The organism is Paenibacillus sp. BR1-192 (genome assembly GCF_029542445.1).
Lineage (GTDB): Bacteria > Bacillota > Bacilli > Paenibacillales > Paenibacillaceae > Paenibacillus_AQ > Paenibacillus_AQ lautus_A.
Genome location: NZ_CP120718.1, coordinates 594284 through 610167 on the forward strand (window position 1 = coordinate 594284; position 15884 = coordinate 610167).

Genomic DNA, 15884 nt, shown 5'->3' on the forward strand with positions numbered 1-15884 from the left:
ACACATGAGCAAGATGCTTAAGCCAAAGAGCCTTCTGTTGTTGATGTTCGCACTGGTCATGGCCTTTACAACAGCATGCTCGTCCGGCGGTGACAATAACGCGTCGGAAAAAGAAAAAGGGGAAGAAAAGCCGGCAGAAGAAGTGAAATTGACTCAGGATCAGCCGGGATGGGAAGTCGATACCTCCCCGATTACGTTTGATTGGTACATCAACTTCGCCTGGTTCCCGAACAAATGGGGCGAGGACATTACGTCGCAATACGTAACGAAGAAGACGGGGGTTAACGTCAACTTCATCGTACCGGCCGGTAACGAAGCCGAGAAGATGAATACGATGATCGCTTCCGGCACACTGCCTGATTTTATTACGCTGGGATGGTATGAAGACGCTGTCAAAAAAATGATCGAAGGCGACCTCGTTCTGCCGCTGAACGAACTGGCCGACCAATACGATCCGTATTTCTATAAAGTAACCGACCCTGCGAAGGTGTCGTGGTACACCAAGGATGACGGCAATATTTACGGTTATCCGAATGCCTCCTCTTCACCGAAGGACTATGAGAAGTTTGGCGATAACATTACCTCCAACCAAACGTTCCTGGTCCGCAAAGACATGTATGAGGCGCTCGGAAGCCCGGATATGCGCACGCCGGAAGGTTTCCTGAAAGCGCTTGAGGACGCCAAGAAAATGTTCCCGGACGTGAACGGACAGCCGCTCATTCCGTTTGGATTGCATGATTTCCATGAAAAAGGCAACAGCTCCCTTGAGGGCTACCTGCAGAACTTCCTCGCCATTCCGCAGGATAAAGACGGAAAGCTGTATGACCGCAGCACCGATCCGGAATATGTAAGATGGTTGAAGACGTTACGTACAGCGAATGAAAAAGGTCTGATGTCCAAGGATATTTTCGTGGATAAACGTCCGCAGATGGAAGAAAAAATTGCACAAGGCCGCTATTTCGCGATGTTGTACCAACGCAGCGATATGGCGAACCAGCAGAACGCGCTGTATGCAAACGATCCGAACTCCGTCTACATCGCGGTGGACGGACCGGCTAACTCCAATCTGGATCAGCCGACCTTGTCGGGCCCTTCGATCTCCGGCTGGACGGTAACCTTGATCTCCAAGAACGTAAAAGACAAAGCACGTGCCATTCGCTTCCTGGATTACCTGATCTCCGAAGAAGGCCAGCGTGATACCTACTTGGGCGAAAAAGGCGTGACATGGGATACGATTGACGGCAAAGACCAATTCCTGCCTGAGGTTGCAGAGCTGCTGAACAGCGACCGCGGCGCATTCGACAAGAAGTACGGAGCATCCCATACCTTCTGGATGATGATGGATACCAACATCACTCCGGCTTGGGCGCCTCCGGCCGTAGAGCCATTCAAGCAGATGGAAGACTGGACTCGCGGCAAGACCCAGAGCTTCTCGCAATTCGATCAACTGGATCCGGATGCCGGCTCCGAGGAAGGCATCATTAACGACAAAGTATTGAACGAGTGGGGCAAAATCCTGCCGAAGCTGATCTTTGCCAAAACGGATGCCGAATTCGATCAAATCTGGAGCGATTACCAAGCGAAACGCGAATCGCTCGGGTTCGCGAAGGTTCAGGAATACAGACAGAAGGAATACGAAGAGAACGTCAAGAAGCTTGAGGAATTCCTGAAATAAGGATTCTCGCTCGAGCGCAAAAAAAACAGAATGCAGGCGCAAGGTACCCTATGATCGATTTTGTCGAAATAGGGTGCCTTTTGTCGCATCACGAGCTAATATAGGATGGTATCCGATCGGCTGATGCTGCCTTTCCATCCAGGACTCGGTTACGGTTATTTCATGAAACGGGATGTGACAGTCATGATGAAACGAATGGCATCGCTTATACAATCGTTTACCTATTGGATTGGCCGCAGGTCGATGCAGAGCCGTTTGGTTGCTGCCTATATTTTGATTTTGCTGATTCCGAGCATGATCGTGTCGAATTATTTTTTCAAGCAGATTCGGGATACCTATATCAGCGATGCGCTTAACCAGAACTCGTTCCTGCTGGAGATCGAGAAGATGAACATGCTGAACCAGATCGAGGCGATCGAAATGGCCGCACAGCTGGCGATTTCGGATGACGGGATCAAGGATTATCTTCGGATCAATGAAGAGCCCGAGCCGGCATGGCTGATCGATTTGGCATGGGGGCCTTTCAAGGATATACAACGGATCCAAACGAACAATCCGAATATTACGCATCTTCGGTTATACACCAACAACTCGAACGTGACGGAGATGTGGCCGATCATTTTCCATGAGAAACGGATCGCAAGCGAGCCGTGGTTCCCCAAGGTCAAGGAGTTGGACGGCGGGGAGATGTGGGTATTCAACCACCGCGATCCCGATATTCTGCAGCGCTACGCCGCCGACGTGTCCGAGGAGCAGCCGAAGGTGTCCTTGATCCGCCAAGTCCATAACGGGAATTACAGCGGCGTGATTCAGGTGGATATGCTGCTCAAGTATTTTGCCCCGAAGACCTTTGCCGGTATCGTGGATGACAGCTCGCAGATGGTCATCGTGGATCAGGAAGGGAAGCTGTTCATGGATCGAAGCCAATCGTTCATGACCAGTCACGAGGGACTCCGGGACGAGGTGGAGCTTCAATTCGCTAAGCTGAAGCTGCAGACGGGCGACTCCGAGGAGACCATGCATGCCAGGTTCAGCCTGGACGGTTCCTCGTTCCTGCTGATTGCGACGCCGATGGAGCGGCTTCATGCCCACGTGCTGAATATCGTTTCCCTGGAAGGGGCGCTGAATAACGTATCCAAGGCCCAGGGACAGATTATAGCCGCGAACGTCGTGCTGATCATTCTGCTGTCGATTATTACGTATTACTTGAATTCCATTATCCTGAAGAGCCTGCGTCGTTTAACGGAGACGATGAAGAGAGTCCGCAAGGGAGAGGTTACCGCGGCCATTGCGATCCGAGGCGGCGGCGAGGTGGGCGAACTGGCGCATCATTTTAACAAATTGATCCGCACCATCAATGAACTGATTGCCCAAGGGGTTCGCAAGCAGGCGGTGACCAAGGAGGCGGAGCTGCGTACGCTGCACAGCCAGATCGATTCCCATTTCCTGTACAACACGCTGGAAAATATTAAAATGCTGGCCGAAATCGAGGGACAGCGGACGATTTCGGACGCGCTGACCTCCCTGGGCGGAATGATGCGTTATAACTTCAAATGGTCGGGAGAGTACGTCAAGCTGAGGGATGAGATTCGCCATATCCGCAACTATATCGATGTGATGAATATCCGGTTCGACGAGCCGATCCGGCTTGAACTCAACATTCCGTCCGAATTCATGGAGCTCGAGGTATTGAAAATGTCGCTGCAGCCCATCGTGGAAAATGCCGTCAAGCATGCCTGGCCGGAGTTTCCGGATCAGGAGAAGCAGATCAAGATCGATGTCATCGCATGGGAAGAGGACCAGATTACGATTAACGTCACGGACAACGGAATCGGGATCGAGCCTTATCGGCTGGGGAGGCTGGGCGAGATTCTGCGAACGGCGGACGACGAGGAGCTCCCTTCGGGAGATTATGGGCGCGGCGGCGTGCAGGCCGGTGGAATCGGGCTTCGAAACGTGCACCAGCGAATCCGGTTGTTCTATGGGAATGAATATGGAATCGAAGTGAAGAGCGAAGAGGGGAAGTTTACGCAGGTGACCATGACATTCCCTAAAGTGCTGTTAACAGGAGGAGGCAGTGGACATGAGAAGTCTGATGATCGTGGATGATGAGAAGAATATCCGGTATGGCCTGAAAACGATGATTGAACGGGAGTTCCCGGATCAATACGAGATCCGTTTGGCTGCCCAAGGGCAGGAAGCACTGGATGCCTACAACGAACAACCGTCCGATATCGTCATTACGGACATCCGGATGCCGGTCATGGACGGAATACGCCTGATCGAGGCGTTGGCCGAACGGGAGGGTCCGCTGGGAGTTAAACCCGTCTTTCTGATTCTTAGCGGGTATGACGATTTTGAATATGCGAAGGCGGCGATCCGGTACCAGGTGAAAGAGTACCTTCTTAAGCCGATTCGACGGGATGAACTGTTCGCTGCCCTCCGAAAGACAGAAGAAGTTTTGATCCGGCAAGCGGACGTGCGTGACCGCATGGCGGCCAGTGACGCATATCTTCAACAGCTGCAGACCCATCGGCTGAAGGAGCTCCTGGAGCGGCCCCAAAGTGTGGATGGGGAGCCGGAGGCTGCCGCGGCTGAAATCGGATTTGATTCCTTCGTAAAGCCATTCCGGGTAGCGGTGATGAAATACAAATACGAAGACGGCAACTCCATGAACAAGGACGAGCTGAAGCAGCTGATTGATAACATGACGGCTTCGGTGGAAGGGCGGATCAATGCGTGTTTCCTGGACGGAAAGGGGAGGGTCGTGCTCATCGGCAGTCCGGACGGACAATTCGAGAAGCTGGCACGGCAGTTTACCGAGCGGGAGATGGACGGGCTCTTCGTCGGAATTAGCCGGAAAGGCTTCCGGTTCGAGGATATTCGGAGCTGTTACAACCAGGCGCTGACCGCTTTGAGTTATACGTTCATTCACCCCAACGTCAAACTGATGAGCCATGACGACATTCAAGGGGAGCTGAACACGTACCCGGTGCCGGAAGAGAATATCCGCAAGCTCGGCAACATGCTCGGCACGGAACGGGAACGGGAGATCAAGGCGCTGCTGCTGGACATTTTCCATATCGATGACATGCCCCATGTGGCCATCGATTATTTGGAGTTTGTCAGCAAACGGATTAATGAACGGGTGCTGGACGAAGTGTTCCGCCTGTACGGAGACTCCATGGTGGAAGTGTTGAAGCTGTACCGCAAGGTTGGGACGATGGACAATTACCGGCATTTCCATACGTATTTCAGGAATCTGGAACATCTGCTGCTGCACGTGAATGAATACGTTAAAGGGATCCGTTCCGCCCACAGCGAGCATTCCGAGATCAAGGCAGCGGTCAGCTACATGGAGGAGAATTATCACAGGCCGCTGAACATGGCAATGGTCAGCAATTATGTATCGTTGAATTATTCGTATTTCAGCGAAGCGTTCAAGGCCCATACGGGCGAAAATTTCGTGGTTTATCTCAAAAAGCTGCGAATAACGAAAGCCAAGGACCTGCTTCAGGACGGTGACATGAAGCTTGCCGACATCGGCAAAGCGGTCGGGTTTGAGAACACCAAGCAATTCTCGCGCGTCTTCAAAGAGCTGGAAGGCATCTCGCCGCATGAATACCGGATCAAGGTGCAGACGGATGCAGGCTTGCAGCAGGAATGATTTCAAAAAAACGCTGGGAGGACCAGTCGCCAAAATGATATTGTCTATGAAGGGAGAACCTTGTCCGTCAAGCGGCAGGGTTCTCCCTCTTATATGAACCGGGGACTGTTATTTTACATCCGATCCCCTTTTCACTTGTGGCGCCAAATTCGAGGCAGCTAAAAAGAATCGGTACGATCCAGTCCTGCGACTGGGTCGTTTATTTTGCTCTCTGACCATGATATATTCCATCTCATTTTATCCTTAATATGGTAAAATAGAGGAGTCGGAGGTGTGTTATGACGAATTCAGCGAAATGGATCTGGGTATGGATGGTAGCATTGGTGCTGGCCTGCACCGTGTTTCTGATTGAACATCAGAAGAAGATCGAACAGGGAACGAAAATGACCTTGCAAAGCATATTGGGCACATCTCTATTTCAAATATGGAGCCATTACACCGACATTTTGGAGCTGAAGTCCATGCCCCTTCATGAAGCGCGCCTTGCGGAAGTGCGGCTGAAGCTGGCGGCCATCGAAGCCTATTCCAAGACAGCGGATGAAGCCGTCCGTTCGCAGCTGCTTAACCCCATCGCAGGAAAGTTCCTGGCTCTGTCCGACAGCATACGGGAAAGCTATGCGGAGAACGGGGAGTTCTCGGAGGAAGACGTCAAGAAATATGCGATCATCATGAAGGATTCGGAAGCATTGATTTCCCTGATGTACAAGGTGTATTACGTTTCGGATTCGGTTGAGGGGGAGAAGTCAATCTGGACATCTCCGATTACGACGAATTGGTAGCGCTTAACAACAGGTTGAAGCATGATTTGGATGGTTTTGCGAAGAAGTAGTTTAGAGTGCCGGAACCCGGAGAAGAAACGATAGTAGACGGAAAAAAGACACCTGATCGGCTTTCCAAGGACATGCCTCGGAATAGCGATGGGGTGTCTTTCCTATATGCAGGATTATGTAATCCCTGTGTTATTTATTGAGCTGCAGTCTCTAATGTGGACAGCGTCATTTCCATTTTGCGGGTGATTTCTTTCTGCCACTTCACGTCTCCAAGCTGGATCGCGAGGTTCAGCAGGTCCAAATAATCATCCATTTGCAGAGAACAGCGGCGGGAAGTCGTTTTCATAAGTCAATCGGCTCTCCTTTGTATATAAACTCTTCAAGCGAAAAGCGTGTAAACCTGAGTATAAATACATTCTCAACACATTCTCACTTGTCCGGTAATGATAATCATTATCATGTGGTTAATTCTCATTATAAAGGCTTCCCGCCCAGGTTGCAAGCCACTTTCTTGGATTTTGCGTAAAAATGAATTAATTCATGAAGAACCGCTGCCTGTATTTGCGCGGCGAGATCCCTTCCTGCTTCGTGAAACAGGAGGTGAAGTAGGCCGCATGATTGAAACCGACCTCCTCCGCGACCCGGCTGATGCTGAAGTCCGTCTGCATCAGCAGCATCTTGGCCTGCTCGATCCGATAGCGCTGCAAATATTCAACCGGCGAGCAGCCGAATTCCTTCTGCATGCAGCGTGCGATATAGACAGGGTGGAAGTTGATGCGGTCGCCGAGCTCCTGTACCTTGAACTCCTCGCGATAATGCTTCCGCAGATAAGCTGCGGCCCGTTCGGCACAAGCGGAGGAGGGCGAGGAGAGGGGCGTATCCAATGCGGCGGCCAGCTGCTCGATGAGCTCTTGGAACACCACCTGCTGCCGCCACAGGATTTTGGCCTGGTGACCGTACTGAACCAGCGAAGACAGGGTAGCCAGGAGCTCCATGGCCTTTTCCGGCTGAGGCAGGGTGCCGAACTGGGGAATGTTGACGGAAAAATAGTTCGGCGTCATCGCCTTCAGCTCCGGAACTTCCTCTCTTCTAGGCGCTTGGCAGGCCTCGTCCGGGTGCCAATCCCCGGAAGTCTGGAAATGGAGCCAGTAATAATCGGTCTCCTCGGTGCATCCTTTCGTACCGAAATGATGCGTATCGGGACGCAGGATCAGGAACATGCCGGGTTTGATCTCATAAGGATTTCCGTTCTCGGTGACATGCAGCTCTCCCTTCCTAACGACGAGCAGATCAAAGATACCGATGTTTTTGCGGTTGGGATGTCCACTGTGAATCGGAGCCCGGGTAAGCCCGCTATTGATGTATTCCGGCAGCGGCGGAACGGTAAAATTCAGGATCGTCATAAGAAAGCCCTTTCGTGGTTCGCGAGGTTTGAATTTTGAAAGTTTTCGTTCGGAAAATGATATTATAACTCCAGTATACCATCTATAATTTGAAAAGGTTAAAGACCGTTTCATCATGAATTGTGTTTAACCCTTACATCATGGGTGGAGGTTGGAATGTTGGATAAAAACACAAACAAATTTACATTATGGGTTCTCGCATGGCCCATATTTATCGAGCTGTTCCTGCAGTTTCTGTTGGGAGCGGTGGATACATTGATGGTCAGCCGGATTTCCGACGATGCGGTGGCCGTGGTCGGCTTCTCCAATCAGCTGTTTCAGGCGATGACGACGCTGTTCATGACGGTCGCCAGCGGTGCCGGCATTCTCATTGCTCAAAAGATCGGCTCGCATCGGACGGGGGATGCCCGAACGATCGGCATCATGGCGGTAAGCGCCACCACCATCATCGGCTTGGCGTGCAGCGTGATATTGTTTGCAATGCCGGAGGCTATCGCCTCGGTGCTGCAGCTGCCGGAGCATCTGCTTCCGCTTGCGGGAACGTATATCTCCATTGTCGGCGGCGGAATGATATTGATTGCCATGATGGCAACGATGAGCACGGTCATCCGCAATACCGGCAACACGCGCGGGCCGATGTACGTGGCCATCGGGATGAATATCATCCACGTCATTATGAACTATGGGTTTATATTCGGGGCTTTCGGCTTCCCGCAGTGGGGGCTTACCGGCGTTGCGATTTCGACGGTGGTCAGCCGATTGCTTGCCGTTCTCTTGCTGCTGTACATGTTCCTTCGTTCCTTTGAATACCGAATCAAATGGAAGGAATTCGGGGTGTTCGACCGCCCGCTGTTCGGCGAAATCCTGAAGATCGGATGGCCGCTCGGCATCAATATGTCCTGCTGGGTCTTTACGCAGCTGATCATCTACTCCTTCATTGCAACGCTGGGTGCCGCCGAGCTGGCAGCCCGTACGTACATGAATACGCTGGAATCCTTCTGCTTCCTGCTTGGCTCGTCGATCGCGATGGCGGCCCAGATCCAGATCGCGCATCTGTTCGGCGCAGGCCGGATCCGGGAGGCATACCGAAGCGCGTACCGCGCACTGGGTATCGGGGCAATTTACGTGGTCGTCAATGCGTTCATCCTGTATGTTTTCGGAAAACAGCTGCTGGGGCTGTTTACGGACGATAAGACGATCGTTGCGATCGGGGCATCGCTTCTTGGGATGAACCTGATTCTCCAGCCCGGCAAAATGCTCAACATGGCGCTCGGCAACTCGCTTAATGCCGTCGGAGATACCAGGTTCACCATGTACATTTCCCTTGGCTCGATGTGGCTTGTCGCCACCGGGCTGTCCTATGTGCTTGGCATACACATGGGATGGGGTCTTATCGGCATCTACTCCTGCATGATTGCCGACGAGTATTTACGCGGCGTGTTGTCTTTCATCCGCTGGCGGGGGCAGAAGCACCTCCGCAAGGCAGAGCAAGTCGAGCCGGTGAGCCATCAGGCACGCTCAATGGAACCGATCCCGGCGCAAGCTTAATGATTGGTTATAATATAGAAAAAGGATACTTCGGCCGTGCGGCATCGGGGTATCCTTTTTTTACATACTAAAAAAATAACGTACTCGAAAACTTTTTGCCTGCATGCCGGGGTATTGTAAGTGATTGGCCAAGTGAAAGGAGGCAAGCACGGTTTGGTACACGACCTTATACAACGATTAAAGACGGAGTACAGCGATGAACTGTTTGAACAATTGTATCGTTTATATGCGGATCGGGCGATTCGAACGGCAGCCGCAGTCACCGGAAGTTCGGCGAGCGCCGCCGACGTGGTCCAGGAAACGTTTATCCGGGTTTACCGCAATCTGGGGTCCTATGATTTGAGCAGACCCTTTGAGCCGTGGTTCAACCGGATTCTCTATAACGAGTGCAACCGGTATTTGAAGAAACATGCGAAGATGGTGCCTTCGGAAATTTCCGAGGAGAGGGATCTTCCCTCCGAGAGCGACACCTATGAATTTGACCGGCACGGCGAGGTATATGAGCTGGTGCAGCGGCTGGATGATCCACACCGGATTCCCGTTATTTTGAAATATTTGAATGATGTAGCCGAGAAGGATATCGCGGACATGATGGAGCTGAACGTCAACACGGTGAAGTCCAGGCTGTTCAAAGCGAGAAAGAAATTAAAGGAATGGATGCTGCAGAATAGGGGAGGGAATCAGCATGGGACGTGATCCATGGGATCAAGAGATTGCAGACGGCCTGAAAAAAGGGGACGGATGACGCGATGCGACATAAAGAAGAGATTTGGATGGCGATCAAGGAGCGGATTCATAACGAGCAAGCCCAGCAGCCGGCGGAGCCGGAGACCCGCTTCGCGCCAAGGGAATCGAAAGGGCGCCGCCGTTCGGGACGAAGAGCAGCCGGATGGATTGCGGGAACCGCCGCTGCGGCAGCCATCGTGCTGACCGTCAGCTTTCAGACGGCGCCTGTCCAAGCGTTCATTGATCAGGTGAAGGAATGGTTCGCTCCTCAGAAGACGGTTGAACAGGAGCTGGAAGGCATGCCGGAAACAAGCGTGGATCAGCTGCATGAGGGAGCGGATTACGTGATTTATATGGATGAGAGCCGGTTTAAGATGGTTCATCAATCGGGCGTGGACCGCATTGAATTGAAGGAGAAGCCGACGGATGACCGCTATCCGGAGGTGTTCATGGAAATTTCGCAGGAGGGCATTGATCCGAAGAGCGCAGCGGAGCAGCTTCAGAAGGAGCTGCAAACGTATCCGAAGGTCGAGGCGAATCTCGTGGATGAACCGATTCAAGGCTGGGAGGTGCGTGCGGTAGGCGGCACCGGCGGCAAAGAGTGGGATGATCCGGTCATACGGTATTACGTGTTCGATAACGGGCAAGGCGGCAGCTTTGTCGTGAAGCAGCAGTACTTCCTGGAGGCCTCCGAAGGCTTCGGTGCACGCTTCCATAACATGATGAAGGAATTCCATATTACCTCCAATCATAATGGAGAGACAACGAAGGAGTAGTGAGCAATGAACAAGATTAGCGTGATATGGATTGCAGTCGTGGCCGTGCTGGTGATCGCAGGCTGCAGCAACGAAACTCCCCTGGTGGAGAGCGAGCCGGTGAACACATCCGTGCAAGGGCTTGAATTATCCAAGCAGCCGCAGCCGGAGGAGAAGAAAGAGGCAACTCCTGCCGGAGAGAGTGACGAGGCTTCAGAAGATCAATCGGTAGCGAAGGCAGCCGATCCGTCGCCGTCTGTTCCGGCACCTTCCGCGGAAAGTGCAACCCCTCAAGCAGACGCTTCAACCTCGAAAGAGCAGGGAGAAGATGTTGTTTCTTCCCTGAAAGAGCTGTCGCTGATAAGCAAGACGATGGAAGAAGTCCGGCAACAGCTTGGGGAGGCGAAGACGACGGCTAAAGGCGGGGGATTCACTTCGTGGCAGTATGATCATCCAGGCAAGGAAGGCTACCATTATCCCGAAACCGCCGTTTCGGTAGATGTTCAGGGCCTCGATAGCGGAAGCATGAAGGCGCAGCTCATGATTAGCTTTAACGAGAACAATTTGGTGGACTCTTATTCCATCTATCACGTGGTCGATGGTGAAATTATGGCGTACCGCGTCACCGAAGCAGGGGCTGTGGAGGAACCGGGACAGGCGGATTAAGCAGGAGGCGTTTCTACAAGATAATCGCAGCAAGCGCAATGAATGATAACAAGTGCAAGGGATAGTCCGACCGGAAGGTGATGGACTATCCCTTGTTGTTGTTTATAGCTCGGATAGAATCGTTTGCAGACGGCTTCTAGTGTTAATTTATATAACATTAATGATCTGGATGTCTGATGATGGGCTCCATATATTTCTGGATTTTATTTATTTAAATCTATCAAAAAAGGCAAATTAATAGGGAATATCATCTATAAACTATCATTGTAAACGCTTTTCCTACTGCATGTAATATTTGTTATATTAAATAACATTAAATAGAATGATTCTAACGAATACATAGATTTATGTTAGATAATATCACAATAACATCAGAGGAGAGTGCCACGATGAAACCAAAGTCGAAACGCCCGTTAGCAGTATGGAGTACCGCTGCATTTACCGCTTTTGTGATTTCTTTATCGCCTGTTGGGACGTATGCGGCCCATGCTGCGACGGTAACGGAAGTGAAAGGGACGGTTAGTGCGATTTCACCCGTTCAAACTCCTGCGGCGCCAGGCCGGAATACGACGGTTCCTCCCCTGTCGGAGGCCTTTAAACAATCGGCGAAGCCGAACGTGCTGGTGGTTGCGACTGGCGGCACTTTGGCGGGCCAATCGACGGATGCTACCAGCTTTCAATCCTATCGGGCAGGTACGCTGAAGATTGAAGACATGGTGGGCGAGCTTCCGAATACGGACAAGATTGCGGATATCAGTACGCTCCAGTTCGGCAACTCCGGGTCGAGCGCCTATACCATGGCCGATTTATACGATCTTTCCCGGACCGTCGACAAGGCGCTGGAGGTGTACGATAGCGTCGTCGTGACAACGGGGACGGATACGATGGAAGAGATTGCGTACTTCCTCGATCTGACGGTGCAAAGCGATAAACCCGTCGTTATCACCGGTTCCATGAGACCTTGGACGGTGATCGGTTCCGATGCCCAAGCGAACCTGTACAACGCCATCAAGCTTGCCGGAAGCGGCCGTACGGAATCCTTCGGCACGGTGCTGATGCTGAATGACACGATTCATCTGGCGCGCGGCGTAACCAAAACCAATGACTACCGCACCGACACGTTCGAAACGCCTATGCTGGGAGCGGTCGGATATATCGATGACGAGAATATCCGTATCTACCGGGCTCCCCTCCGTGCAATGAAAGAGGAAGGTCAGGGCAAACCGGTGTTTGATCTGAGCAAAATCTCGAAAGGGGATCTGGCGAAGGTCGAAATTGCGGTTTCTTATCAGGAGGCCGGCGGCGGCGCGATCAAAGGCTTTGTGGCAGATGGAGCTAAAGGCATCGTCACCTCCGGTACCGGCGCAGGCGGCATCTCGAGAGAGATGAGCGCCGCCCGCAAAGAAGCCATCGAAAAGGGGGTGGTCTTCGTAACTACGACCCGTACAGGCTCTGGCAGCGTATACGGCGGCGGAGAGGGCATCATTTCAGGCGACAACCTGAGTCCTCAACAAGCCCGCATTCTGCTGCTGCTCTCCCTGTCCTTTACGGATGATTTCGATACGATCAAGGGTTGGTTCGCAACCTACGGAACGCCTGAAGTGTAATCTCAGTCCCAGTCATTTTTTAGCTGCTCCTTATTCCTACTGAACGATGAAATTCCTTCCACCAATATATTTGCCGCCGGGGATGACCCGGCGGTCTTTTTTTGTTCGCAAGCACGGAGGACAAATCGACATTGGCGTTCGTCGCATCCAGCGACTGAATAGCGTTCCGGGCATTGGGGCTAGCGCCGAGAAATTGGGATCTGCAGATGTAACGGGGCGTGAGCTTGACGGATATTTTCATCGGTTTATTGCTTTCTATGTCAGCTATTTGTATACTTTACAATAGTAAACGATTACTATAAGTGAGGGATCCTATGAAGAAGCCGACCACGATACATGATATAGCGAAGATGGCAAACGTTTCTTCGGCAACGGTTTCGCGCGTGTTAAGCAACAGCAGTTATCCTGTCAGCAAGGAGCTTAAAGAGCGCATCCAGCAAATCGCGAAGGAATCCAATTATATTCCGAATATGCTCGGCAAACAGCTGAAGAAGAATAGCAGCAATACGATCGGAGTCATCATTCCTTCTATTGTGAACCCATTTTATTCTTCCGTCATTTTCGGGATCGAAGAGGTGGCCCGGCAGAATAATTTTACGGTTATCGTATGCAATTCCCTGCAAGATCCGGCGCTGGAGGATGAATATTTAAGGACGATCATGGAGAAGCAGGTCAAAGGCCTGATCATCTCCTCGATCTCCAAGGATAAGAGCCAGTTGACCCAGCTGATGAAGCTTGGCCTGAACGTCATCGCCATCGATCAGAAGATCGATGAGGATAACATTAACCAGATCGAGTTCGACTACCACAAGGCCGGTTACATCGCAACCAAGCATCTGCAGGAGAAGGGGCATGCGCGCATCGGTTACGTCACTTCCAAGCTGGATCGTCCAAGCCGCCGAAGCATTCATCAGGGCTATATGTCGGCGATGAAGGATGCAGGTCTCAAACCGCTGGTGGTCGAGTCCCCGACCGAGGAAGTGTATAACGCGATCACCGAATTCGATACGGGCAAGCAGCTCACGCAGAGACTGCTGGAACATTCGCCCCAGCCGACGGCGATATTTGCGTGCAATGACATGATGGCCTTTGGGGTGATCAACGAATTGTCGCAGCGCGACATTCAGGTGCCGGAGCAGATTTCGGTAATGGGCTTTGACGGCATTGACGTGGGGCAGATGATTCATCCGCCGCTCACAACGATAAAGCAGCCCGATTACGAGATGGGGAAGATGGCCTGCAAAATGCTGCTGGATATGATGCAGGGCGACGATAGCCCGATGTTTGATGTTATGCTGCAGCCTAAATTGCTGGATCGAAAATCGGTCCGGGATATCCGGGAGAACAAGTGAATACAAGGATGGTTTAAAGCCTGGGCATAACAAAAAGCTCGGGCTTTATTTATTATTATAAAAGATATCGATTACTAACTTTTTTCCTATCCGTTTCTTGATTAAGCATGTGGAAAACAATCCCTGTTAAACCTTGGAACACCTTATATAACGCTCGAAGTCAGACTTTTATTATAAAAATAATCGATGGGAGCCTAGAAAACTCTATTCAAGAAAGGGCTTCCATGCTATACTCGTTACAGAAATCGATTACTATAAAATGAATACCTTGGAATGAGCTGGAGCAGAAAACACGTTATCTCTATTTGTAACTTAAAAAGGAGGGTTTTCAATGTTAAAAAAGGTAAAGGTAATCTCTTTGATGCTGGCGTTTATGATGATGTTCACCGCTTGCTCTTCATCCGGCGGGTCAACCGATGGGGAGGTCTCGCCGGGGGAAGCGGAAGGCAGCAAAGAGAAGGTGACGCTCAAGATTGGGCTCCCTGGCAGCTATGAGGTGACGAGTAAAGAAATTATCGACGGTTTTATTGCGTCCCACCCCCACATCAACGTTGAAATCCAAGAAGCGCCGTGGGGGGACTTTACGTCCAAGATCGCCACGCAGATTGCAGGCAACACGATGCCGGACGTCTGGTTCCAAGAGAACGCCACCATACTTAGCTACGGGGAACGCGGTGTGGCAGAGGACTTGTCCTCCTACATTGAATCCGACCTGAAAGCGGACGAATACATCGACGGCCTGTTCTCCGCCAAAACGCCGGAAGGGAAGATCTGGGGCGTCCCCCACGGCATTAACCCGATTGCGCTAGCGTACAACCAGGATGTCTTCGAGAAGGCCGGCGTGCCGGTACCGACCGACGACTGGACCTTTGACGACCTCATTGAAGCCTCCAAGCAGCTGACGATCAAGGAAGGAGACCAAACCAGCCAATTCGGATTCATCGGTTCCTTTTCCATAACCAACGGCTGGTTTCCTTGGATCAAGCAGGCAGGCGGCTCGGCCTTGGACGACACCCTGACGAAATCGCGGTTTGACGATCCCAAAACCGCGGCCGGATTACAGCAGCTGTATGACGGTTTGGATCAAGGCTATTTTGCCGATATCGATTTCCTGAAAGCGAACGGCGGCGAGCTCGAAGTATTCGCGAGCGGCAAGGCCGCGATGTATTTCCTTCAATACAGCCTGCAGGTGAATATGAATGAGAGCTTTGCCGATACGAACTGGGATGTCGTCAAAATTCCGAAAGGGGTTGACGGCAAGCGCTATGTTCCGATGGTAGCCAACACGTGGCTGGTCTCCTCCAGAGCGAAGCAGGAATCGAAGGATGCCGCCTGGGAGTTCCTGAAATATTACCTCGGCGATGAAGTGCAGGATATCATCGTCAAGACGGGATCCACGCTGCCCGTGAAGAAGTCGGCGCTGGATCAGTTGAAGGACAGCACAACCAAACCTTTGAACAAAGCGGCTTTCACGGACGGCATTAACGAAGGCGGCGTTACCCTGGATGAGAATGCTACCTGGAGCGAATGGCGCATTCTGGTGCAGCAGGTGGTCAATGAAATCATGGTAGGCAATGTTTCGGTGGAAGACGGCGTGAAGGATATTCATGCCAAGGTTCAGGATGTGCTGGACTCCGGTAAATAACTTTCATGGGATCAGGGAGATGCAGTCTTGGCGACGTGTCGGATTGCATCCTTTGCTCCGTTAACGAAAG

At 51.7% G+C, this 15884-nt stretch carries 13 protein-coding genes; 11 read left to right on the forward strand and 2 right to left on the reverse strand.

Annotation, left to right across the window (positions count from 1 at the left end):
* The first annotated feature begins 4 nt into the window (after positions 1–4).
* The 4 genes from P0X86_RS02595 (at position 5) to P0X86_RS02610 (ending at position 6121) form a co-directional block, all read left to right on the forward strand.
* Positions 5–1675 carry an extracellular solute-binding protein gene (locus P0X86_RS02595; protein WP_277747700.1) on the forward strand — a complete coding sequence of 557 codons (1671 nt, stop codon included), beginning with the start codon at positions 5–7 and terminating at the stop codon, positions 1673–1675.
* A gap of 105 nt (positions 1676–1780) precedes the next feature.
* On the forward strand, positions 1781–3784 hold the full coding sequence (locus P0X86_RS02600; protein WP_277747701.1) for a cache domain-containing sensor histidine kinase: 2004 nt from the start codon (positions 1781–1783) through the stop codon (positions 3782–3784).
* On the forward strand, positions 3759–5342 hold the full coding sequence (locus P0X86_RS02605; protein WP_277747702.1) for a response regulator: 1584 nt from the start codon (positions 3759–3761) through the stop codon (positions 5340–5342). Before P0X86_RS02600 ends, P0X86_RS02605 begins: the two co-directional genes overlap by 26 nt.
* A 278-nt stretch (positions 5343–5620) precedes the next feature.
* Entirely contained in the window at positions 5621–6121 is a 501-nt protein-coding gene (locus P0X86_RS02610) for a hypothetical protein (protein ID WP_277747703.1), read from the forward strand.
* Between the two features lie 184 nt (positions 6122–6305).
* On the opposite strand, the gene P0X86_RS02615 is transcribed toward P0X86_RS02610, so the two are convergent.
* The gene (locus tag P0X86_RS02615; RefSeq protein ID WP_009591875.1) at positions 6306–6458 is read right to left on the reverse strand and encodes a hypothetical protein; all 153 of its coding nucleotides are present in this window, start codon (positions 6456–6458) and stop codon (positions 6306–6308) included.
* Between the two features lie 187 nt (positions 6459–6645).
* Entirely contained in the window at positions 6646–7515 is an 870-nt protein-coding gene (locus tag P0X86_RS02620; RefSeq protein WP_277747704.1) for an AraC family transcriptional regulator, read from the reverse strand.
* A 156-nt stretch (positions 7516–7671) separates the two neighbouring features.
* Between P0X86_RS02620 and P0X86_RS02625 the strand changes: the two genes are divergently transcribed.
* From P0X86_RS02625 to P0X86_RS02655, 7 genes are all read left to right on the forward strand, one after another.
* Entirely contained in the window at positions 7672–9063 is a 1392-nt protein-coding gene (locus P0X86_RS02625; protein WP_277747705.1) for an MATE family efflux transporter, read from the forward strand.
* 153 nt (positions 9064–9216) lie between these two features.
* Positions 9217–9759, forward strand: coding sequence for an RNA polymerase sigma factor (locus P0X86_RS02630; RefSeq protein ID WP_096774695.1), 543 nt, complete (start codon positions 9217–9219; stop codon positions 9757–9759).
* Between the two features lie 53 nt (positions 9760–9812).
* Complete coding sequence (locus tag P0X86_RS02635) at positions 9813–10565, forward strand: hypothetical protein (RefSeq protein ID WP_277747706.1); 753 nt, start codon at positions 9813–9815, stop codon at positions 10563–10565.
* A gap of 6 nt (positions 10566–10571) precedes the next feature.
* Complete coding sequence (locus tag P0X86_RS02640; protein ID WP_277747707.1) at positions 10572–11210, forward strand: hypothetical protein; 639 nt, start codon at positions 10572–10574, stop codon at positions 11208–11210.
* Positions 11211–11599: 389 nt separating this feature from the next.
* Positions 11600–12817 (forward strand): asparaginase, encoded by a 1218-nt coding sequence (locus P0X86_RS02645; protein WP_277747708.1) that lies wholly within the window; start codon positions 11600–11602, stop codon positions 12815–12817.
* A 314-nt stretch (positions 12818–13131) separates the two neighbouring features.
* Positions 13132–14169 carry a LacI family DNA-binding transcriptional regulator gene (locus P0X86_RS02650; RefSeq protein ID WP_277747709.1) on the forward strand — a complete coding sequence of 346 codons (1038 nt, stop codon included), beginning with the start codon at positions 13132–13134 and terminating at the stop codon, positions 14167–14169.
* 331 nt (positions 14170–14500) lie between these two features.
* Entirely contained in the window at positions 14501–15814 is a 1314-nt protein-coding gene (locus P0X86_RS02655; protein WP_277747710.1) for an ABC transporter substrate-binding protein, read from the forward strand.
* Positions 15815–15884: the final 70 nt, after the last annotated feature.

Bases quoted from the DNA above. Each gene is read 5' to 3' on its own strand.
- P0X86_RS02595 (WP_277747700.1), top strand. From the start codon at position 5: ATGAGCAAGATGCTTAAGCCAAAGAGCCTTCTGTTGTTGATGTTCGCA.
- P0X86_RS02600 (WP_277747701.1), top strand. From the start codon at position 1,781: ATGGTATCCGATCGGCTGATGCTGCCTTTCCATCCAGGACTCGGTTAC.
- P0X86_RS02605 (WP_277747702.1), top strand. From the start codon at position 3,759: ATGAGAAGTCTGATGATCGTGGATGATGAGAAGAATATCCGGTATGGC.
- P0X86_RS02610 (WP_277747703.1), top strand. From the start codon at position 5,621: ATGACGAATTCAGCGAAATGGATCTGGGTATGGATGGTAGCATTGGTG.
- P0X86_RS02615 (WP_009591875.1), bottom strand. From the start codon at position 6,458: ATGAAAACGACTTCCCGCCGCTGTTCTCTGCAAATGGATGATTATTTG.
- P0X86_RS02620 (WP_277747704.1), bottom strand. From the start codon at position 7,515: ATGACGATCCTGAATTTTACCGTTCCGCCGCTGCCGGAATACATCAAT.
- P0X86_RS02625 (WP_277747705.1), top strand. From the start codon at position 7,672: ATGTTGGATAAAAACACAAACAAATTTACATTATGGGTTCTCGCATGG.
- P0X86_RS02635 (WP_277747706.1), top strand. From the start codon at position 9,813: ATGCGACATAAAGAAGAGATTTGGATGGCGATCAAGGAGCGGATTCAT.
- P0X86_RS02640 (WP_277747707.1), top strand. From the start codon at position 10,572: ATGAACAAGATTAGCGTGATATGGATTGCAGTCGTGGCCGTGCTGGTG.
- P0X86_RS02645 (WP_277747708.1), top strand. From the start codon at position 11,600: ATGAAACCAAAGTCGAAACGCCCGTTAGCAGTATGGAGTACCGCTGCA.
- P0X86_RS02650 (WP_277747709.1), top strand. From the start codon at position 13,132: ATGAAGAAGCCGACCACGATACATGATATAGCGAAGATGGCAAACGTT.
- P0X86_RS02655 (WP_277747710.1), top strand. From the start codon at position 14,501: ATGTTAAAAAAGGTAAAGGTAATCTCTTTGATGCTGGCGTTTATGATG.